Below are 19,136 nucleotides of genomic sequence, written 5' to 3'. Positions count from 1 at the left end.
AGGGAACATGGGACACGGAAAGAGCCGCGCCATCGATCGCAGACAGTTTGTGCAGGCAAGCTCGGTCGCAGCGGCAGCTCTGGCCTTAGGCGCGACGGGATGCGCTTCGTCACACCCCGTCGCAGAGACGGGCGGCACGACAACTCAATTTGTCGCAGGAACCTACCAGGCCACGGCACTCGGCAAGAAGAGCGACATCACCGTCGAGGTCGTCTTCTCCGACACTGCCATCGACAGCGTCCGCGTCATCGATCACGGAGAAACCGAGCGCATCGCCGCGCCGGCGTTTGAAAAGATCCCTGAGATCATTGTAGCGTCACAATCACTCGCTGTCGACGCGGTGACGGGAGCGACGCTTTCATCCCTCGCGCTGCTCTCGGCCGTAGAAGACTGCGCGCGTCAAGCCGATGGCGACGTGAGCGCGTTGAAGCGTGCGGAGGTTCCCAAAGAGCAGCCAGCCGACGAGGAGATCGAATGCGACCTCGCCGTCATAGGCGCCGGCATTTCTGGAATGGCATCTGCACTAGCAGCTGCTCAGCAGGGAGCGAAGGTCGTCGTGTTCGAGAAGTCCTCGAGCATGGGCGGCAACGCCCTCGTGAGTGGCGGTTTCATCGAGTATGCCAACGCACCCGAAGAATTACGCGTCGAAGTGAACGACGGCTACCTGAAGATCTTCCAAGAAGTTCTTCAGTTCAATCGAGACGCCGGGCTTGACGCCTCTCTGGTAGATGAGGTGCAGCAACAATGGGACGACTACTACGCAAACGGGAACACCAAACTCTTTAGCTCGCCCGAATTCCTTGCGCTGCAACTCTGCATGCTTGAGGGCAACACCTACGACTTCCAACACACTTATGCAACGGATGTGGAGGGGGGCACGGCATGGCTCGACACCATGCAGTTTCCCTGGATGCCGCTCGTCGCAATTCCCGGTTATTCTTGGGCGCATTTCTCGGGTTCCTCAGAAGACGTGAATGGAGAAGGCTATTTCAACGTGTTCGAACGAGAGATGGAAGGACTCGATCTTCGCATCCTGTTCGCCACGCCGGCAACCGAGCTCATCACCGAAAGCGATCGCGTAACTGGCGTCATTGGCAGCAGTGCAAACGGCAACACGTACACCGTGCGCGCAAAAGACGGTGTCGTTATCGCCTCTGGAGGCTATGCCGACAACCAGGATATGCTGAAAGAGCACGACAAGATGTGGAACTGGAAGGATCTCGACACCTTCCACTGCGACAACAACTACGGACACACTGGAGACGGCATCCGCATGGCCACAGAAGTAGGCGCCGCCTTCGCCGAATTGCCCTTCAACCAGATGGTCTTCCCCTTCGTGGACACCGTGCTCTACGCCACCGAAACAACCGTCGGAACCACCAATGAGAGCATCTACGTGAACAAGGCCGGCAAACGCTTCTGCGACGAGGGTGGCAGTCGAACTGACATGACGATCGCCCTGATGGAGCAGGACGGGGGTGTGGGTTTCCAGGTGGTCGACCACGACAGCTCCATGATCACGGACGGTAAGACCCACACGGGCATGGACGTCGAGTACGCCATCGAGCGGGGCATCCTCTACCGCGCCGACACACTTGAAGAACTTGCGACCCTCATGGGCGTCGACGAGACAACATTCCTGAAAACCGTCGCCGATTACAACGAGATGACTCATACTTTCAACGACCCAGAATTCGGCCGATCCAGCTTCGGGCCCAATGCCCCCCTGGATAATCCTCCATTCTATGCATCACCACGCACCTGGGCGATGCACATCACGATGGACGGAATCTCAACCGACTCAGCCCACCGCGCGCTCGATGCGACCGGAAATGTTGTACCGGGGCTCTACGTCGTAGGCGAGGCAGCCTGCGGTGGGCGCGGTGTCGGATCACTCGGCGCAGGCTATGCGGTAGCCCAATCAATCTACAACGCCTAAGAACACGCGTTACGATAGATCAAGCCCTCCCCTCCCTGGTCGGGCGGGTAAAACCGCCCGACCGTTTTTAAACAGCAACAGGCTCAGTGCGGACTTGAGCTCCAAAGGCTTTTCTCCACGCAATCCCACGCTTTCATGGAAAAAAGGAAGGAACTGAAATGGACAATAAGGGACTTGTAAGCCGCAGAGGGTTTTTGGCAGGTAGCGCCTTCGCGGGAGCCGGCGCCTTGTTCGGCCTTGCAGGATGCACCCCGAAGACTGCGGATCCCCTAGCAAACACTTCGCCTGAGGCGGGATCGCACGATCCCTCAGACTGGGTCGGGGATGCCCCGAACATCTCCGATGATGAAATTGTCGAAACCATTGACACGGAGTTTTTGGTGATCGGCGCTGGCACGGGCGGTCTTTTTGCGGCCTGCGCCGCTGGAGATGCCGGCATGGAAACCTTCGTCATGGAGAAGTTCAACGGCGGCGTCGTGCGTGACGATCTTGCAGGCGTTAACTCTCGCTTGCAGCAGGAGAGTGGCTATGAAATCGACGCAATTGGTTATTTGCGAGATATGGATCATTACGCTGCGGGCCAATGCAATCTCGCGTTACACAAGGTCTGGCTTGAGCGATCGGGCGAGACCATCGACTGGTACGAAAGCGTTCTCTCCTCTTACGGTATCGCGCTTTGGCATGAGGCTGCCGAGGAAAAGCATGAAGTCAACTACCGACATTGGGCTACAGGGCATTCTCCCGCCTGGCCAGTCGATGGATCGCTCGACGGGTTCACTGTGCTGACTGACTACGCAGAGAAGACGGGCCATGTAACGTTCCGCTACCAAACGCCCATGGTGAGCCTCACCGTCGAAAACGATCGCGTGACCGGTGCCATAGGGCAGGGCGCTGACGGCTACATTCGCGTCAACGCAAGCAAGGGCGTTCTTGTATGCACAGGCGGTTACGCCGCGAATCTCGACCTTCTTAAGCAGCTCCAGCCTCACACGACCAGCATTTACGCTTACAACTCAGCGCAGCCGGGCTGTGAGGGAGACGGCATAAAGGCGTGCCTTCGCGTTGGGGCAAAAATGGACGAAACACACTCTAGCATGCTTTTCGACCGAGCAAGCGTTCCCGCCGACTCCCTGGGAGGCGCCGACTGTGGTACTGCCATGGTATTCTGGATGGGAAGCCAACCCTGGTTGAAAGTCAATCTCAATGGCGAGCGCTTCTGCAACGAGTCCGGCACCTATGACTTCATCCTGCACGCCGATGCATCGCAACCAGGAAATATCCACGTGTGCCTCTGGGATGCAGACTGGCAGACCTACGCTCAACAGTTCGACATGCATGGCTGCTCGCGCATGTTCCCCTTTGATAATGGAGCGGCTCCGAACCTGCCCATCGAAGTGGTGACGGCCATGAACGAGGAGGCACTTAAAGCCGGACACATTCAGCAAGCCGACACCATCGAGGAGCTCGCCGAAAAGCTTGGTCTTCCTGCAGAAGCCCTCGCGAAAACGGTGGAACGAAACAACCAGAATTACGACAACCAGCGCGATGACGACTTCGGCAAGGAACCATTCCGGCTTTCCCCTGTACGCAAACCTCCCTTCTTCGGCGTACGTACCACAGGCGCTTTGCTATGCACCATGGACGGTATCGTGATAAACACCCAAGGTCAAGCACTGCGCGAAGATGGAAGCGCCATTGAAGGCCTGTATGTCACAGGCAACGATTCTGGAGGATACTATTCCATGACTTATCCGAACCTGTCGACCGGCAACGCTTGCGGCAGGACAGTAACTTTCGCACGAATGATTGCTCAGAATCTGGCTGCCCAGTAGCCATCTCGACCAAAACCCGTCTTGTCGAGCCGCTGTCCCTTACGCCCCAAACTCACAGGCGGACAGGATAACGGCTCGACCTGTATCATCGGGAGAAATGCGGCAGCGGTCAGGCCACGCTTCGGCAAGGAGGGCCTCGGTGTCGTCGAGCAGATAATCGCGCACGACGGCCAACGCATGGGGGAAGACCGGCGTTGGGCCCTGGGCAAGCAGGGCCATGGCCGAGGTAAGGCCGCCACCACGCCAGATTTCCAAGCGGCCCAGCTCGTCCACGATGAGGAGGCCGGGAGCGCGGGAGGGATCCTTCGACTCTGCACCTTCGGCACTCCGCTCGGAATGCGGTTTGGCACCGACGGGCGCAGCCGCGCTGGCGTGCGCGGTGATCTCGTCGAAGTGGGCGTTCACGCGGTCGATAGCAGCGTCGTCGATGTGCCAGGCCAGCTCCGCCTTCGCCGCTTGGCTCTCTTCGTCGAAGGTGCCGTCGGCCCGGGCCAAGTCGCCGCGCCGGGCGAAGGGAACGCGCTCGCCCCCGGGCAGAAGAACGTTGTCGATGCCCAGCTTCTCGAAGCCGTTCGCATCGGCGTGCGGCCCCGTCGAGGGCACCCACTGCCCGGGAGCAAGCACGCCGGCGCAGGGCACCCCGAAAGCGCCCAGCTCCGCCACCAGCGATTCCAGCCAGCGCGTCTTTCCTATTTGCACCTCGCCCGTGAGAAGAAACAGCACCTATGCCTCCGGATTGCGCAGGGCGGCCATGGTCAGCGCCTCGCCGAAGAACTGGCCGGCGCCGTTCTTGACGGCGAAGCGAGCCTTGTCGGGGTCGGCCACCACGCTGCCGGCCAGCATGTCCACGCCCCAGCGGAAAAGAAACGGCGCCATGACCACACTGGGCCCCACGAACACCGTCGTGGCGTTCGCCGCTAAATCCAGCAGGCGCGGGGCCGTCTTGTTGATGAGGGTCACGCCGGTCATGAACAGATAGTCGGCGCCGGGGATCACGTACTCGCAAGCCGGGTCGGGCACGTCGCCGGCCTGAGAGCACTTGCGCTCCAGCACCGTCAGACGCGCGTACTCCTCGATGCGCTCCACATGGGGAAAGTGCCCCACCACGACCACACGCGCATCCCCGCCGGCAGCGCTGATCTGCGGACGGTACATTTCGAAAGCGTCCATCTTCCGGATGGTGCCGTCGGGTACCTCCACCGCCGCATCGTAGGTGCACCCCAACGGATCCAGCAGCGACCGCTGGGAGTACCAGGCGTTCAGCGCCGCCACGCCCAGGCTCGCCTCCTCGAAGCACCAGGACTTAGAAAGCTCCGCCACCTCGCGCAGGGACATCCCTCTCAGGTCGCCCGTGTAGCCACGACGCGCGCCGCCGGTGGTGGTGAAGCTCACCCCCATGCCACTGTCGGCTTCCACGTAGGACCAGTGGGTACCCAGACAATAGTCGCGCACCACGACGTCCTCGGGAATGCCGGCGATCAGGTGGTTGTACAGCTTCCAGGGCGTATTCGGCTCGTTTGTGCCGGGAAACGCAATGGCCCCCGTCGCAACCCCCTTCGTGCAGCAGTCTTTCTCGGCGCAACCCATGGCTTTCGTCCTTTCTCAGATGATAGCGACCCGACATTCCGGGCGCTTTTGCTCAGTACTCATCCTACCGAATTGTTCTCTCTTGTAAATCATTTTACTTCATGAATAATTCTCTCTTGTAAATCATTCATGACTGAGAATATAATAGATGCCATGCAAACGAGCACTGTAAAACCCATGCTTCATTCGGCCGCCTCTCGGAGGGCTCGATTTGTCGTGCTGGCCCTTGCCCTCATCCTCATTGGCGCGACCGCGATCTCCCTTTTGCTGGGCCGCTACCCCATCGATCCGGCTCAAGCTGTGGCCATGCTCGTCAACCAGATCGTCCCGCTTGACCCCATCTGGACCGAACAGCAGGTGACGCTCTTCTTCAACGTGCGGCTGCCGCGCATTTTGCTGGCCCTCATGGTGGGATGCTGCCTGGCCTGCGCCGGCGCCGCCTACCAGGGCACCTTCCAAAACCCGCTCGTCTCCCCCGACATTTTGGGCGCAAGCCAGGGCGCCGCGTTCGGCGCGGCCGTGGCTATTCTTCTCGGCGTGAGCTCTTTCACAACATCCCTCTTCGCCTTCGGATTCTCCCTGATCACCGTGTTATTGGTGCTGCTTATCAGCACGCGAGCCCGCGGCAACCACATGATGGTGGTCGTGCTCGCCGGTGTCATGGTGTCGTCACTGTTCCAAGCCGGCGTCTCCTACGCCAAACTGGTGGCCGACCCCACTGACGAGCTGGCCGACATCACCTACTGGCTCATGGGCTCACTCACCGGCGCGAACATGCGCGACATCGGCATGGTGTTCCCCATCATGCTTATCGGCTGCGCTACGCTGTTCGCCCTGCGCTGGCGCATCAACATCCTCACCATGGGCGACGACGAGGCCGCCACCATGGGCGTGAACGCCCGACGCACCCGCATCGTCGTCATCATCGCCGCCACGCTCGTCACCGCCGCGAGCGTCTGCGTCACCGGCATGATCGGTTGGGTGGGCCTCGTCATTCCGCATCTGTGCCGCATGCTCGTCGGCGCCGACTATCGCCGCCTCATTCCCGCATCCATGCTCATGGGCGCCAGCTTCCTGCTCATCGTGGACGACGTCGCCCGCTTGGCCACCACCGCCGAAATCCCCATCGGCATCCTCACCGCTTTCGTGGGCGCGCCGTTCTTCCTGTACCTCATAACGCGGAAGAAGAAGCTATGAGCATCGATGTGACCAACTTGAGCTTCTCCTACGGAAGCCGCGAGATCTTGCACGACCTTTCGTTTTCCATTCCCGACGGGTGCCTCGTGAACGTGCTCGGGCCCAACGGCGTGGGCAAGTCCACCTTGTTCCGCTGTATCCTGGGGCTTTCCCCGCACTATAGCGGCACGATTCTGGTGAACGGGAAGGATCTGCGCGCGCTTTCGGTGCGGGAGCGCGCTCGCGAGATCTCCTACATTCCCCAGTCGCACGCGCCGGTGTACGACTACGAAGTGGTCGACGTGGTACTCATGGCCACGGGCAACGACCTGAAGATGCTCGCCACGCCCGGCGAGGCCCAGCTGCAGCGAGCCCACGAGGCGCTGGCCCGCATCGGCATCGAGCACTTGGCCCATCGCACCTACACGCAGATATCCGGCGGCGAGCAGCAGCTCGTGCTCATCGCTCGGGCGCTCGCGCAAAACGCCCAGACCATCATCATGGACGAGCCCACGAGCGCGCTTGATTACGGCAACACCATGCGCGTGCTGTCCTGCGTGCGGCAGCTGGCCCGCGAGGGGCTCTCCATCGTGCAATCGACCCACAACCCCGACCACGCCTTTCTCTATTCCGATGCCACCATGGTGCTTTCCGAAGGCGGCCTTAAGGCATTCGGCGATCCCCGCGAAGTCATCACCTCCGAGCTCATCAGCGAGCTGTACGACCTCGAGGTGGAGGTCAACTCTCTTTATGGCGACAAGGTGCGCGTCTGCGTGCCCGTACGCGAGATAGAACGCCAGTAGAACCTGGCACCCCTTGGAAGGAAAGGAAAACGAATGCTGAAACCGACGAGGAACAAACGGCGCATCGCGGCTCTGGCTGGAGCGCTCGCCCTGTCCACTTGCTTGGCCCTGGGGCTCGCCGGATGCGCCAACAGTGAGGGTAATGGAGCGGCCGAGCCCACTGCACCGGCCACCGAGCAGGAGGCGAACGCCGACGCCCAGGCCGCTACCGAGGCCGAAAGCGGCGCCATCACCTTCACCGACGACCTCGGGCGCACCGTGGAGCTGCCGGCCCAGATCGACAAGATCTGCCCGTCGGGCTTCACGGCCCAGCAGGTGCTGCTCACCATGGCCCCGGACAAGATGGTGGGCCTGGCCCAGGAGCTCAACGACGACCAGCTGAAGATCTTCGGTGAGAAGTTCGCCAACTACCCGGTGTTCGGCGCGGTGCTCGGCGCCAAGGACGACCTGAACCGCGAGGCCGTGGCCGCCGCCGCGCCCCAGGTCATCATCGACACCGGCGAGGCGAAGAAGGGCGCCAAGGAGGACTTGGACGCGCTGCAGGAGCAGCTGGGCATTCCGGTCATCTTCATCGAGGCGAAGCTGTCCGATTACGGTGCGGCCTACGAGCGCTTGGGCGAGCTTCTGGGCATGGAAGAGCGCGGGAGCGAGCTGTCCACCTACTGCACCGACGTGTACAACAAGACGGTCACCACCATGGAGAACATTCCCGAAAACGAGCGCGTGCGCATGGCCTACCTGCTGGGCGACAACGGCCTGAACGCCATCGCCAAGACTTCGTTCCAGGCGGCTGTGGTGGACATGGTGGCCGACAACGTGGTCGTGGTAGACGACGTGTCCGGCAAGGGCAACGGCAATGAGATCAGCCTCGAGCAGATCGCGCTGTGGAACCCTGATCTCATCGTCTTCCAGGCGGACAGCATTTACGACACTGTGGACGACGACCCGGCATGGGCCGGCATTGCCGCCATCGACTCCGGCAACTACTACCAGGTACCCAACGTGCCCTACTGTTGGCTGAACAACCCGCCCACCGTCAACCAGCTCATGGGCCTGCAGTGGCTGCCGCGCCTTCTGTATCCCGATGCCTTCGACGACTCCATCGAGGACGTGACCCGCGCGTACTTCCACACCATGTACCACTACGACCTCACCGACGCCGAGCTCGCCGACCTTTTGAAGGACGCCACCGGCAAGGCTTAAGAACCAGCCTCACACCCAATCCGAATGCGAAAGACGCCGAAGGACCGCCATTGCGGCGGCCCTTCGGGAAAGGAGCAGTTTGTCTTTCAGCTACGTGCTTCACGCGCCCCTAGCAAAAGCTAGGCGATCTGAGCCATGCCCTCGGCAATGGCATCGTCGGCCTTCTGTAGTTGTTCAACGCTCTTGCTAAAGTTCATGGCGGCCATGGAACCGTCGGTGGGACGCATCGCGGTGCCCTGGTACAGGAAGTACACGTTAGCGAGATTGTAAGCATCCTTGGCGGCCTGCAGCTTTGTCTCATCGGCGTTGCCAGCGGCCACAACCTCGGCCAGCTTAGCATGGAACTCGTCCAGCTTGGTCTTGGTAGCCTGCTGAATCTGCGCGAGTTCGTCCATCTTGCCCTTGACGAACGTAACCATGGCGTCAGCATCTTCAACGCCCTGGCTCTTGTGGCACGTGAGGCACTTTTCCAGCGCGGCCGGGTTCTCAAGCGGCGATTGCGTCATGTTGTGGTGCGTGTAGGTGGCGCCATCGGCGGCCTCGGTCTGGGGCATATGGCAGTCCGTGCAGGTGAGGCCCATCTTCTGATGGTTGCCGTCCTGGAAGAGCTCCAATTCGGTGCAAGCGTCCGTGAGGTACAGCATCGTATCAATTTCGGGATCAAGCATGGGAACCCCTACCATGCCGGCGCAAATCGTTGTTTCAGTAACTGGATTCGCCTCGTAATACTCTTTCATGGCACGAAGCATCTCTTCAGGCTCGAAGCCATACTTGTATTGATCGATACCCTTGTTCGCATCCTCAAGATAGGCCGCGCCGGGGAACATGGCGTGGCACTGACCGCATACATAGTCCTCCTCGGGGAACAATGCCTTGGCGCTCGCGGAAGTAGCATCACCATAGGCGTTGCCACCCTCTACTTTACCGTCACCAGGATCGCCTACGTGGCAATTGGTACAATTGGACCATTCCATCTCGTAGTCAGAGGCGTTTTTGTCAAGAATCGTCTCGCCTTGCTCGTTATAAACCGTTTGGAAGTCCTCTCGGGCGTGGCAGGCGGCGCAAGCCACCGCTGCATCCTCCCCGCCAAAAGCCTGCTGGCTCGCCCCCGCAAAGGCGTCATAGGTGTGGGCCATCTTCGCTTCCATATAGCTGTTGCCTTGGTTGGAATAAGTGGTTACCCACTCAGCGAGCGTCTTTTTGGCCACCTTCTCCGGAGCAGCGGCCTGTTGCTCCGTCTGCTCTTGCTGAACCGGCTCCTGCGCGGCACCTGTGTCCGCCGTTTGAGTCTGGGCTGCGCAGCCAAGGCAGCCGACCAGCGCCACAGCCGCCACCACCGTACCGGCAAGGGCGATTTTTCTCGGTTTTATGGTTTTCATCGCTTCCTCCTCTCATCGGTCGTTCGAACGATGCAACCTTCCAACCTTCTACGAATCATCTTAGAAGAAGCTCAGCCGTAAACCGATACTATTGCGCTTTCGCAATGGGCGTCCTCGCCCTATTGCAATTTTTGCGCAAGCTATAGGCGAGATTATTCCCCAGAACTGTCCCGCTTCTCGTCTTCCTCATCTGCCAGCCGGTAACCGCAGTGCCATACCGTCTGCACGTAGCGCGGCTCGCTCGGATCCGGCTCCAACTTGGCTCGAATGCGTCGTATGTACACGGAAATGGCGATAGACGAGTCCAGATACTCCTCTCCCCAAATCTCCTCGATAAGATCGCGCTTGCTGTACACCTCCCCCGGATGCGATGCCAGCACCGCCATGATCCGTGATTCCTTGGGAGTAAGTTCGATTCGCTTGCCTGCCAAACGCACGTTCCCGGTGCGCACGTCTACTTCCAAATCGCCCGCCCGGTACACTTCGCGCTGGGGCACGCGTGCCGTAGCCTCCCTCGCGATCCGAGCACGACGCAAAAGCGCTCCCACCCGCAACCGCAGTTCCTCTCCGCTAAATGGTTTGACCAGATAATCGTCGCCACCGATGCCGTACCCGATGCGTTTGTCTACGATGTCGCCCTTGGCCGTGAGGAACAGCACCGGCGTAACGCGATCATGTTCGCGAATGCGCTCGCATACCTGAAAGCCATCGAGCACCGGCATCATCACATCGAGGATGATCAAATCGGGCTGGCCATCCCGAAACAAACGAAGCGCCTCCTGACCGTTCGTCGCGCGCAAGCAGCGATGGCCATCCTTGGCAAGCATCTTCTCGATAGCACTGCTCGAGCTACTATCGTCGTCGGCAATGAGGATCAACGCATCACGACGGCTCACTGTCTCCTCCTTCACGGAAAGGCAACGGATCAACGGACGATTCCCCCTGCAGACTCCCCGCGCCACCGATGTCCTCGATCTCCTCGATTTCGTCAGGAATGGCCGGCAGAGGCAGCTCCACCGTGAAGCAACTACCCTCCCCGTCCACACTTTTCACTGAAACATTGCCGCCCATCATGGCAGAGAAATTGCGCACAATGGAGAGACCGAGGCCCGTGCCCCCCTCGCTCGTTGTTTCCGAATGGGGAGCGCTCACGAAACGATCGAAGACATGATCGAGCTGTTCGGCAGGAATACCGCAGCCGTTGTCGCACACGCAAATGACGAACCGTCCTTCTCGATAGGCGAGCTGCAATTCAACCCAACCTCCTGAATCGGTGAATCGCAGCGCGTTGTTCACTAAATTCACGACGATACGGCGCAGCACTTCCTCATCGCCCAAAAGCAAGGGGGTATCGGGACTCACCTTCACCTTAAGAGATACATTCTTCTTCTTGGCCAGCGGCCCCATAGTAGCCTTCACTTGACCAGCTAAATCGTATACGTCGAACTCGTCTTGGGCGAGACTGAGCGTGCCTGCCTCCAACTTTGCCGCATCGAGCACGTTGTTGATCATCGCCAGCAGCACGCGTGCGTTCGTTTCCACTTCATTTACCAGCGCACGGCTTTCTGGCGAGTCATCGGGCACGCGCTCTTTCCATAACTCCGTAAAGGCGAGAATAGACGACAGCGGCGTTTTCAGCTCATGGGTAATGATGGTAAGGAAGTTCGACTGGTCCTCGGCTTCGTGGCGCAGCTTCTTGTTCTCGTCAACAATGGGAGCGGTAATCCAGGTGCGCAGGCCCAATGCGAGAATCAGCGTGACCGACCCCATGAGCACGCAGAAAAATACCACTGTACCGGCCAGGTCGGCCTTTGCGTCGGCAATAATGGAGTCCATGGGCATGACAATGGATACCGCGCCGGCCACATCCCCCTCGGTCATGCCCTCTTTCGCATAGCCAGTGATATCCTTCTCGCCTGCCGGGTCACCATGACACGGCAGGCATCCCTCTTCTACTTCAAGCAGGCCCACATAGCGGAAGACCGAACTGTCTCCTTGATGCTCGAGCCCGTAGCACTCTTCAACGACGCCCTCCTCGAAGACGGCAAGCGCTTTGCGCTCAAAACCGTCGGGGACATCTTCGGCGTTACGGGGATTTTCACGAATATAGCGAATCGAATAGGCAGATCCAGCAGAGAAGCGCTTGGCGATGTCTTTGGCCGCCACTGCGCAATAGACTCCCGAGGTTTCACCCGTCTCGCGGTTGATCTGCGGCTGGACGGCATCGATATAGTCCCAAGCCGCCCCGATCTCCGCAGACAGCACACGGGCTTCAGCGAGAGCGCGCCGCTCATTCTCGACACTTTGGGCGTGGTAAAACCAGGCGAGATACACGCACAGCACAAGCACGCTTACCACACCGGCAAGCAGAAAGAACTTTTTTGCAAGGCGACGCCGCTCCAACCAAACCCCTTCTCATGGACTGACGACTGTTCCATTGTAGCGATTCGGCCTTCGCGCTGCGATCTGACAGCTGTTGCAAAATCGCAATAGTCGAACATGAACGTCGAAATACGTTGCGAAGGGGCAGCACCTAGCACCATGCGCCGAGCACATCTTGCGCGCCCAAGCAGCAGTAGTTCTTTTGGGACGCCAAAAGCGGATTTGCCGCGACGATATCGTAAGAGGAGCCATCGTCGCTCACAGCGTCATCGGCTGCCGAGACGCTGTCTATAGCGCACAGGTAGAGGTTGCTGCCCTTATAGGAAAAATTCTCCCGCAAGCTGAGTTCATAGCGCAGAGGGCTCTCGCACAGCCGGGGCGCATGCACGTGCTCGGCAGCCTCTAGGGCGAAGCGTGCGATGGCCTTGTCCTTTTCCGCCCCCGAGGCGCGACCAAGGGCCTCTACCGCATCGAACATATCGCGCGACAGCGCGTTGAGAACTAGCGCCCCCTCACGCTCGAAGTTCCGTTTCACCGCCTTATCACCATCCATGCACAGCGTAACCCCAAGTCCGTCGTCCCAATAGAAGTTCACCCAGCTGACAAGGGCAAGATGGGGCGACTCGTCCTTGTTGTAGGTGCTCGCAGCAAACACCATCATAGGATGCGGAATAAACTGATTCACGGCGAAAGGAGTGATATCCATAGCGACACTTTCTCATACGAGCCGGCGCCCCAACAGCACCGGCTTCTCTCACATCGTTCATGCGTCGAATGGGCTCTCACAGGGGAGGCTAGGTGAAAGCCCGATCCGCTTCCTTTTCTCGATAAAGCAGCCTACAGCTTCACCACCGTGGGCGCATTGCCAGTCATATCGGCAATGGTCGCCTCTCCATCAGTCAGGTAGAACACCTCGAAAATGGGGTTATCCGCCGTCTGGTACTGGTCTTTCAGCATGGGGATGTTCATGCAGGCTTCTTTCACGGCGCGATTGTCCTCGAACACCGCCTTCCCTCCCAAGCGGATCCACCGGAAATCAGGGGTGGACGCGCAAACCTCCACGTACGGATTTTCCTGCATCTCGGCAAACACGGTCTTCTGATTGTTGGTGCCGAACCACAGCTTTCCTTCGTGCTCCATCAGGAACATGAAGGGGCGGCACTTCGCCTTCCCATCGGCACCGACCGTAGCCAGATACTGGACGGGATTTGCGGTAAGGAACTCAACGACTTCCTGCATGGTTCGCTCTCTTTCTCTCGGTTGCGATTTGCCGGAGAGAGTATATAATGCTGTACAGTATTATGGAAAGTAGGAACTATTTTGTTATATAGTTTCATTTTGAATCTATTAAGGTAGGAGCTGTAAAATGACCACGCCTTCTGCTCATTCTCTTCCTCGTTGCCCCGTTGAAGTTACCCTTTCGCTCATCAGTAGCCGCTGGGTGGTGCTTATTTTGCGAGAGCTTATCTACGGAACGCGACGTTTCGGGCAGATTCGCAAGGCCCTCGGCGGCGTGTCGACCAAGGTACTCACGCAGAACTTGCGTACCATGGAGGAGAACGGCCTGCTTACCCGCGAGACCTTCGCCGAAGTGCCCCCTCGCGTAGAGTACACGCTTACCGCCTTGGGCCAAAGCCTGAGGCCCGTGCTGCTTTCAATGGTGGAATGGGGCTCTCAGTACGCGCGGCTGCACGAGCATCGGAGCTCGGTGCGCTGCGACACCGGCGAGGTGCTCATAGTGCGTCGCAAGGACGATGCCTACGTTGCTTTAAACGAAGAGGGCGATGAAGTAGCCCGCGTTGTTCCGACGGATGCAACTTGGGAAGCTGAGATTAACAACTCATATCGGACGCACGTAGATGGAGCGGCTCTCATTGCCGCCGCCGAAGTCCTCACACAAGACTAGCATTCGAAAGAGAAGGGCCGCTCGGCGACGGTCAGAGCCTTAACTGGGCAGCGCTCCACCAGCTTCTTGCCACACGTTATGAAGAACTGGGCTTCGCTGCGACGGGCCGAATGGGCGACGAGATAGCCCCTTCCGTGCCTCTCTTCCCTTCAGAACCCAAAATAAGAGAAGGAATAAGTGAATAAGGGAAGAAATAGGGAAATAAGGGAAAAAATAGGGGAAATACAGAGAAGCCTCAATCAGCCCTACGGCATCATTTCGCAAAATAGCGAACCCTTGCGGTAGATGTGCTGCTCTGCAACGCGGCCCACACTCTTCCCGGTGCGAGCCGCGCGAAAGCACGAACCTTTACCCCAGCAGGGCTGTCACCTTCCCGAGCAAAGGCTCGAAGGAGACGCCGCGGTCTTCGAAATTGGGCTGCTTGGCGGAGATGAGCATGGCGTCGGCCGTGAAGTCGGCGGCGAAGGCCGTGGCCTCGGCCAGGTTCGAGCCGGCCATCACCGCAGCGAGCAGGGTGCTCGCGAACACGTCGCCCGTGCCGTGCAGCATGTAGGGCAGCTTGGCGTTGGTGGTTTCCGTGAAGTCGATGGCGTCGCCCCACACGTAGTTGTGGATGAGGCCGTCGCCGTGCTCGATGCCCTTCAGCACCACGTTCTTCGCGCCGCGCTCGCGCAGCTCCAGGATCATCTCACGCACCGTGGGCTCGTCCACGTCGGCACCCTGCCACTCGCGACCCAAGATGATGGCCGCCTCGGTGAGGTTGGGCGTCAGGATGTCGGCACCGTTGGCCAGCGTACCCATGGCTTCCACCAGCTCCGGCGTGTAGGTGGGATACACCTTGCCGTGATCGGCCATGACCGGATCCACCACGCGCAGGGCCTTCGGGTAGGTCTCCCACACCTGCTTGATGATGTCTACCTGCTCGGGGGCGCCGAGGAACCCGGAATACACCGCGTCCAATTCCACGCCAATACCCGCCCAGGCAGCCAGATAATCGCCCAGAATGTCGGTGGTATCGTGCATGTACCATCCGGGGAAGGCCGTGTGGCTGGAGAACAGGCCCGTGGGCACGGGACACACGTCGCAGCCGGCGGCGGACAGCACCGGAATGGCCACGCCCAGCGAGCACTTGCCGTAGCCGCACAAATCGTGGATAGCGGCCACGCGGGGGATGTAGGCGTCTTCGCGTTCGTAGAGGTTCGTCATAAGGTTCCCTTCGAAATCGGCCGACCGCGCGGGCCGGCAAGGGGCGTTCGTTGAATCGTTCCCCATTCTAGCCCTCTTGCAGGCGCACGGCCCTCGGTTTTTCCGATAGACATCCTAGCGGTTCTCGATGGCGCCGATGTTCTTCAGGGCGATCTCGATGCGCCCATCCGGGGTGCTGAAGAACTCGATGAAGTCGGAGTTCTCGCCGTACTCGGCCGGGAAGGTGAGCTCGATGCCCGTGTCGGTGCGAATCTTGTGGCTCTTGGTGACCCGCTTGGCCACGGCTTTTTCCACCACGACGCGCTCGGGCAGGGCGCCCTTTTCCACAGCGGCCTCGAAGCGCTCGGCGACGCGGGGCTGGTCGGCGAACACCTCGCGGCCCAGCTCGCGGGCGTCCACCTCGTCGGATTCCTCGGCATTCTCGGCCACGTAGGCCTTTGCCCGCGAAAGCGCCACGGCCGTGTTGGCGCCGAACTCCTCGGCCACCTCTTCCACCACGGTGGTTACCGCCTGCAGCACTTCGCGGCTGGAAGCTTCCATGGAGCACTGCAGCAGACCATCGGGGATGATCCAGCGTTTCTCGCCAGCAATCTCTCGTTCCTTATCCACGAACCACACGGCCATGTCGTCGGCGGAGATGAGCGCGAAGGATGCCACCTTCTGAGACGGGTTCGGCAGAATGGCGTGATGGCGCGCGATGGTGGTGGCGGTGTCGCCGAAATCGTTGCTGCCCACCTCGTGCATGTAGGCCTGGCGGCTCTCCAGCAAAATGATGGCGAAGTAGCGCGGGCCGCGAGCCTTGTAGGCGGCCTCGGCCTCCTCGTCGGTCATCTCGCGCACCGTCTGATCGGCGTCGCCTTCGAAATCGATGACGAGCAGGTCAGTGGAGGGCGTCTTTTCCATGCGCGACAGCTCGCCGACGACAAACTCGCCGATCTGCTGGGACAGCCCCACGAAATCGCGCTCGCCCCGAAAATAGGAGCGGAGCTCCTCGGCGAACAGGCTGTTCTCCGCGAACGTTCCGCGCTTGCTGTCCAGGTTGCTTAAGGTGCGCTTGGCCTGAGACGCGACGTAGCGCTTGGCGGCCTTGTTTCCGAGATCCATGGGCACCTGCGCGAACACGTTCACGCAGGACACGAAATCGAACACATGCAGAATGGCGTTGTTGATGTTCACAGGACTCCTTTACTTCTGCGGCTCAAGCCACACATTCAAATCGACGTCGGTGGGGATGCCGGGAACCGTGCCGGCGTTGGTGTACTGCCAAATGGCGAAGTCGAGCGGCGCGGTGGGAGCTTCCACATCGTACTCGGCCAACCACACTGGATAGGCAGCGCGCAGCTCGGGCGCGAGACGCAGCAGGTCGCGCTGGTTTCCGTAGAGCATGGGCGCGTAGCCGGCCGCGGCGATGACCTCGCAGAACGCGCGGGCGTTGGCGGTCAGCTGCTCGCTGGAGAGGTTGTTGGCCCGGGCGCCCTCGATCTCCACGGGCTCGTGGTCGTAGGCGACGTAGGCAAAGGTGGCGCCGGAGGCCTCGGTTTCGCGCAGGTTATCCAGAGCGAACTGGGCCTCCTCGCGAGCCTCGTCTTCGGTCAGCGCCTGGGAGAAGAAATAGGCGCTCACCTGGATGCCCACCTCCCCGGCGCGAACGGCATTCTGGAAGAAGAACTCGTCGGCGGAAAGCGCACCTTCCGTGGCGCCTCGGTTGCCGATGCGGGCGAAAGCGAACTGCACGCCGGCGTCGGCAACGGCGGCCCAATCGATGTCGTTGCCCTGGTGCTCCGACACATCGATGCCCCAGCGCGAACAGAGCGCATCGTTTTCGTAGTACGACAGCTTCTCGCCGTCGCGCACGAGGCCGGACCAATCGTAGGGACTCACGTAGGGCTCGATGGCGGCCACCTCCGCCGACCTAGAGGCCGACCCGCAACCGACGAGCAGCCCCGCCGCCGCACACGCCACTGCGCACGCCGCACCGGCCACGAAGCGTCGCCGCGTCAGCGTCGCGATCCGGGGCGCCCGCAGCCCATCTATGTTGCGGCCATTCAATATCATGGGCAGTATTGTACGGCAGCGAGAACCTACTTCCGCAAGTTCCCAAACAACCCCCGCAAAAGTTGCCGGCTCGTCTCGCGCCCGATCTGGCCGATGACGGAGCTGACCGTTTTCATGGCCTGCTCGCGTTGTTTCTCGGCAGCTCGAGCGGCGCGCTCGGCTTCTTTCTCGGCCGCTTTCTGGGCACGCTCAGCCTCTCTTTCGGCAGCCTTGGCAGCACGCTCTTCTTCCTTGGCCGCGGCTTTCGCGGCCCGATCGGCCTCGGCGGCCTTCTGCTTCTCGAATTCGGCGCGCTCCTTTTCCAGCTGGGCGCGCTCGGCAGCCAGCGCGTCGGCCTCGGCAGCGGCGCTCTTCTCGGCGGCAAGCTTCTCGTAGGCGCTCTCGCGGTCGATGGCCTCGCCGTACTTCTCCACCAGATGCGCCTGGGCCACGCCGATCGCCTCCAGCGTCGCCGCATCGGCAGCGGCCATGCGGCACTCCGGCGGCAGCACGCGCGCCCGTTCCACAATGCTCGGCTGGCCATCCTCATTCAGCAGCGACACGAGCGCCTCGCCGGTGCCCAGTTCCAGCAATGCCTCGGCGGAATCGAAGGCCGGATTCTCGCGGAAGGCCGCCGCTGCCGCGCGCACCGCCTTCTGCTCGGCGGGCGTGTAGGCGCGCAGCCCGTGCTGGATGCGGTTGGAAAGCTGCGCGAGCACTTCGTCGGGAATGTCGGCGGGCGACTGGCTGACGAAGTAGACGCCGACGCCCTTGGAGCGGATGAGCTTCACGGTCTGCACGATTTTGTCGGTCAGCTCCTTGGGCATGTCGTCGAACAACAGATGCGCCTCGTCGAAGAAGAACACGAGCTTAGGTTTGGGAAGGTCGCCGGCCTCGGGCAGAAGCTCGTAGATTTCGCTGAGCATCCACAGCAGAAACATGGCGTACACCTGGGGCGATGCCATGAGTTTCGCGGCGTTCAGGATGTTCACGGTGCCCTGACCCGCATCGTCGGTCACGAGCCAATCCGTGATATCCAGCGCCGGTTCGCCGAAGAAGATGTCGCCGCCCGCATCTTCCAGGGTGAGCAGCGCACGTTGAATGGCGCCAACCGACTGTGACGACACGCGGCCGTAAAGCGTTTCCACCTCGCTGGCGTGCTCGGAGAGATAGCCGAGCATGGCGCGCAGATCCTTCAGATCGATGAGCAGCATGCCGTTATCGTCGGCCATGCGGAAGGCGATGGCCAGCACGCCGCGCTGCACGTCGGTCAGCCCCAGCAGCCGCGCCAACAAGTCGGGCCCCATGTCGGAAATGGTGATGCGAACGGGCACGCCGTCGCCGCCAAGCATATCCCACAGGCGCACGTCGCAACCCCGAGGCTCCCAGCCGTCAGCGCCCAGGGCAGCCGCGCGCTCGCGTACTTTCTCGGTACCGTCGCCAGGCTGGGCCATGCCAGTGACGTCGCCCTTCACGTCAGCCATGAACACAGGCACGCCGGCCTGGGCGAACCCTTCGGCCAGCACCTTCATGGTGACCGTCTTGCCCGTGCCCGAGGCTCCTGCAATGAGCCCATGGCGGTTCGCCTGGTCCAGCAGCAGATAGCAGGGATTCTCCCCCTGCGCCACCTTGATCTTATCGCCTTCGAGCATGGGAACCTCCTAACCGGTCGGGGCAAACGTCGCCTCC

General features: G+C 60.6%; 17 protein-coding genes. 6 read left to right on the top strand and 11 right to left on the bottom strand.

What is annotated here, in order from left to right; all coding sequences use genetic code 11:
• Nucleotides 1-7 precede the first annotated feature (7 nt).
• Both ACW4LP_RS05695 and ACW4LP_RS05690 read left to right on the top strand, forming a co-directional pair.
• Nucleotides 8-1,939 (top strand): FAD-dependent oxidoreductase, encoded by a 1,932-nt coding sequence (locus tag ACW4LP_RS05695; protein ID WP_173114882.1) that lies wholly within the window; start codon nucleotides 8-10, stop codon nucleotides 1,937-1,939.
• 158 nt (nucleotides 1,940-2,097) lie between these two features.
• A complete protein-coding gene (locus tag ACW4LP_RS05690; protein ID WP_173114886.1) occupies nucleotides 2,098-3,771 on the top strand; it encodes an FAD-dependent oxidoreductase in 1,674 nt (557 codons plus the stop codon).
• Nucleotides 3,772-3,810: 39 nt separating this feature from the next.
• Here ACW4LP_RS05690 and ACW4LP_RS05685 read toward each other — a convergent pair whose 3' ends face one another.
• Both ACW4LP_RS05685 and ACW4LP_RS05680 read right to left on the bottom strand, forming a co-directional pair.
• Nucleotides 3,811-4,494, bottom strand: a complete 684-nt coding sequence (locus tag ACW4LP_RS05685) for a P-loop NTPase family protein (protein WP_302222733.1) — start codon at nucleotides 4,492-4,494, stop codon at nucleotides 3,811-3,813.
• Nucleotides 4,495-5,358, bottom strand: a complete 864-nt coding sequence (locus tag ACW4LP_RS05680) for a DUF364 domain-containing protein (RefSeq protein ID WP_302222732.1) — start codon at nucleotides 5,356-5,358, stop codon at nucleotides 4,495-4,497.
• A gap of 216 nt (nucleotides 5,359-5,574) precedes the next feature.
• Here ACW4LP_RS05680 and ACW4LP_RS05675 point away from each other — a divergent pair, with 216 nt between their 5' ends.
• The 3 genes from ACW4LP_RS05675 to ACW4LP_RS05665 are packed head-to-tail and all read left to right on the top strand — an operon-like array spanning nucleotide 5,575 to nucleotide 8,540.
• Nucleotides 5,575-6,555, top strand: coding sequence for a FecCD family ABC transporter permease (locus tag ACW4LP_RS05675; RefSeq protein ID WP_302222730.1), 981 nt, complete (start codon nucleotides 5,575-5,577; stop codon nucleotides 6,553-6,555).
• Nucleotides 6,552-7,337, top strand: a complete 786-nt coding sequence (locus ACW4LP_RS05670) for an ABC transporter ATP-binding protein (RefSeq protein ID WP_302222729.1) — start codon at nucleotides 6,552-6,554, stop codon at nucleotides 7,335-7,337. Before ACW4LP_RS05675 ends, ACW4LP_RS05670 begins: the two co-directional genes overlap by 4 nt.
• 33 nt (nucleotides 7,338-7,370) lie before the next feature.
• Complete coding sequence (locus tag ACW4LP_RS05665; protein WP_173114895.1) at nucleotides 7,371-8,540, top strand: ABC transporter substrate-binding protein; 1,170 nt, start codon at nucleotides 7,371-7,373, stop codon at nucleotides 8,538-8,540.
• Nucleotides 8,541-8,659: 119 nt separating this feature from the next.
• On the opposite strand, the gene ACW4LP_RS05660 is transcribed toward ACW4LP_RS05665, so the two are convergent.
• The 5 genes from ACW4LP_RS05660 to ACW4LP_RS05640 form a co-directional block, all read right to left on the bottom strand.
• Nucleotides 8,660-9,919 carry an ammonia-forming cytochrome c nitrite reductase subunit c552 gene (locus tag ACW4LP_RS05660; protein WP_302222727.1) on the bottom strand — a complete coding sequence of 420 codons (1,260 nt, stop codon included), beginning with the start codon at nucleotides 9,917-9,919 and terminating at the stop codon, nucleotides 8,660-8,662.
• Nucleotides 9,920-10,071: 152 nt separating this feature from the next.
• A complete protein-coding gene (locus ACW4LP_RS05655) occupies nucleotides 10,072-10,815 on the bottom strand; it encodes a response regulator transcription factor (protein WP_302222726.1) in 744 nt (247 codons plus the stop codon).
• Entirely contained in the window at nucleotides 10,802-12,322 is a 1,521-nt protein-coding gene (locus ACW4LP_RS05650; RefSeq protein WP_302222725.1) for an ATP-binding protein, read from the bottom strand. Before ACW4LP_RS05650 ends, ACW4LP_RS05655 begins: the two co-directional genes overlap by 14 nt.
• 130 nt (nucleotides 12,323-12,452) lie before the next feature.
• Nucleotides 12,453-13,007, bottom strand: a complete 555-nt coding sequence (locus ACW4LP_RS05645) for a flavin reductase family protein (protein ID WP_114549347.1) — start codon at nucleotides 13,005-13,007, stop codon at nucleotides 12,453-12,455.
• Between the two features lie 131 nt (nucleotides 13,008-13,138).
• On the bottom strand, nucleotides 13,139-13,540 hold the full coding sequence (locus ACW4LP_RS05640) for a pyridoxamine 5'-phosphate oxidase family protein (protein WP_114538973.1): 402 nt from the start codon (nucleotides 13,538-13,540) through the stop codon (nucleotides 13,139-13,141).
• Between the two features lie 127 nt (nucleotides 13,541-13,667).
• On the opposite strand from ACW4LP_RS05640, the gene ACW4LP_RS05635 reads away from it, so the two are divergent.
• Complete coding sequence (locus ACW4LP_RS05635) at nucleotides 13,668-14,207, top strand: winged helix-turn-helix transcriptional regulator (RefSeq protein ID WP_114538972.1); 540 nt, start codon at nucleotides 13,668-13,670, stop codon at nucleotides 14,205-14,207.
• A gap of 348 nt (nucleotides 14,208-14,555) precedes the next feature.
• On the opposite strand, the gene ACW4LP_RS05630 is transcribed toward ACW4LP_RS05635, so the two are convergent.
• The 4 genes from ACW4LP_RS05630 to ACW4LP_RS05615 form a co-directional block, all read right to left on the bottom strand.
• A complete protein-coding gene (locus ACW4LP_RS05630) occupies nucleotides 14,556-15,413 on the bottom strand; it encodes a pyridoxamine kinase (protein ID WP_114549348.1) in 858 nt (285 codons plus the stop codon).
• Between the two features lie 114 nt (nucleotides 15,414-15,527).
• Nucleotides 15,528-16,589, bottom strand: coding sequence for a nucleoid-associated protein (locus ACW4LP_RS05625; RefSeq protein ID WP_114549349.1), 1,062 nt, complete (start codon nucleotides 16,587-16,589; stop codon nucleotides 15,528-15,530).
• Between the two features lie 9 nt (nucleotides 16,590-16,598).
• The gene (locus tag ACW4LP_RS05620; RefSeq protein WP_114549350.1) at nucleotides 16,599-17,468 is read right to left on the bottom strand and encodes a GH25 family lysozyme; all 870 of its coding nucleotides are present in this window, start codon (nucleotides 17,466-17,468) and stop codon (nucleotides 16,599-16,601) included.
• A gap of 26 nt (nucleotides 17,469-17,494) precedes the next feature.
• Complete coding sequence (locus tag ACW4LP_RS05615; protein WP_455803555.1) at nucleotides 17,495-19,099, bottom strand: helicase HerA-like domain-containing protein; 1,605 nt, start codon at nucleotides 19,097-19,099, stop codon at nucleotides 17,495-17,497.
• Nucleotides 19,100-19,136 lie beyond the last annotated feature (37 nt).

Source organism: Adlercreutzia sp. CNCM I-6215, from assembly GCF_977072315.1.
The sequence above is the reverse complement of the archived record's forward strand: the minus strand, read 5'-3'. Positions and strand labels throughout refer to the sequence as shown.

Coding starts and splice junctions, on each gene's coding strand:
- ACW4LP_RS05640 (WP_114538973.1), bottom strand. CDS start 13,540: ATGCAGGAAGTCGTTGAGTTCCTTACCGCAAATCCCGTCCAGTATCTG.
- ACW4LP_RS05670 (WP_302222729.1), top strand. CDS start 6,552: ATGAGCATCGATGTGACCAACTTGAGCTTCTCCTACGGAAGCCGCGAG.
- ACW4LP_RS05660 (WP_302222727.1), bottom strand. CDS start 9,919: ATGAAAACCATAAAACCGAGAAAAATCGCCCTTGCCGGTACGGTGGTG.
- ACW4LP_RS05690 (WP_173114886.1), top strand. CDS start 2,098: ATGGACAATAAGGGACTTGTAAGCCGCAGAGGGTTTTTGGCAGGTAGC.
- ACW4LP_RS05665 (WP_173114895.1), top strand. CDS start 7,371: ATGCTGAAACCGACGAGGAACAAACGGCGCATCGCGGCTCTGGCTGGA.
- ACW4LP_RS05645 (WP_114549347.1), bottom strand. CDS start 13,007: ATGGATATCACTCCTTTCGCCGTGAATCAGTTTATTCCGCATCCTATG.
- ACW4LP_RS05695 (WP_173114882.1), top strand. CDS start 8: ATGGGACACGGAAAGAGCCGCGCCATCGATCGCAGACAGTTTGTGCAG.
- ACW4LP_RS05615 (WP_455803555.1), bottom strand. CDS start 19,099: ATGCTCGAAGGCGATAAGATCAAGGTGGCGCAGGGGGAGAATCCCTGC.
- ACW4LP_RS05630 (WP_114549348.1), bottom strand. CDS start 15,413: ATGACGAACCTCTACGAACGCGAAGACGCCTACATCCCCCGCGTGGCC.
- ACW4LP_RS05635 (WP_114538972.1), top strand. CDS start 13,668: ATGACCACGCCTTCTGCTCATTCTCTTCCTCGTTGCCCCGTTGAAGTT.
- ACW4LP_RS05620 (WP_114549350.1), bottom strand. CDS start 17,468: ATGATATTGAATGGCCGCAACATAGATGGGCTGCGGGCGCCCCGGATC.
- ACW4LP_RS05680 (WP_302222732.1), bottom strand. CDS start 5,358: ATGGGTTGCGCCGAGAAAGACTGCTGCACGAAGGGGGTTGCGACGGGG.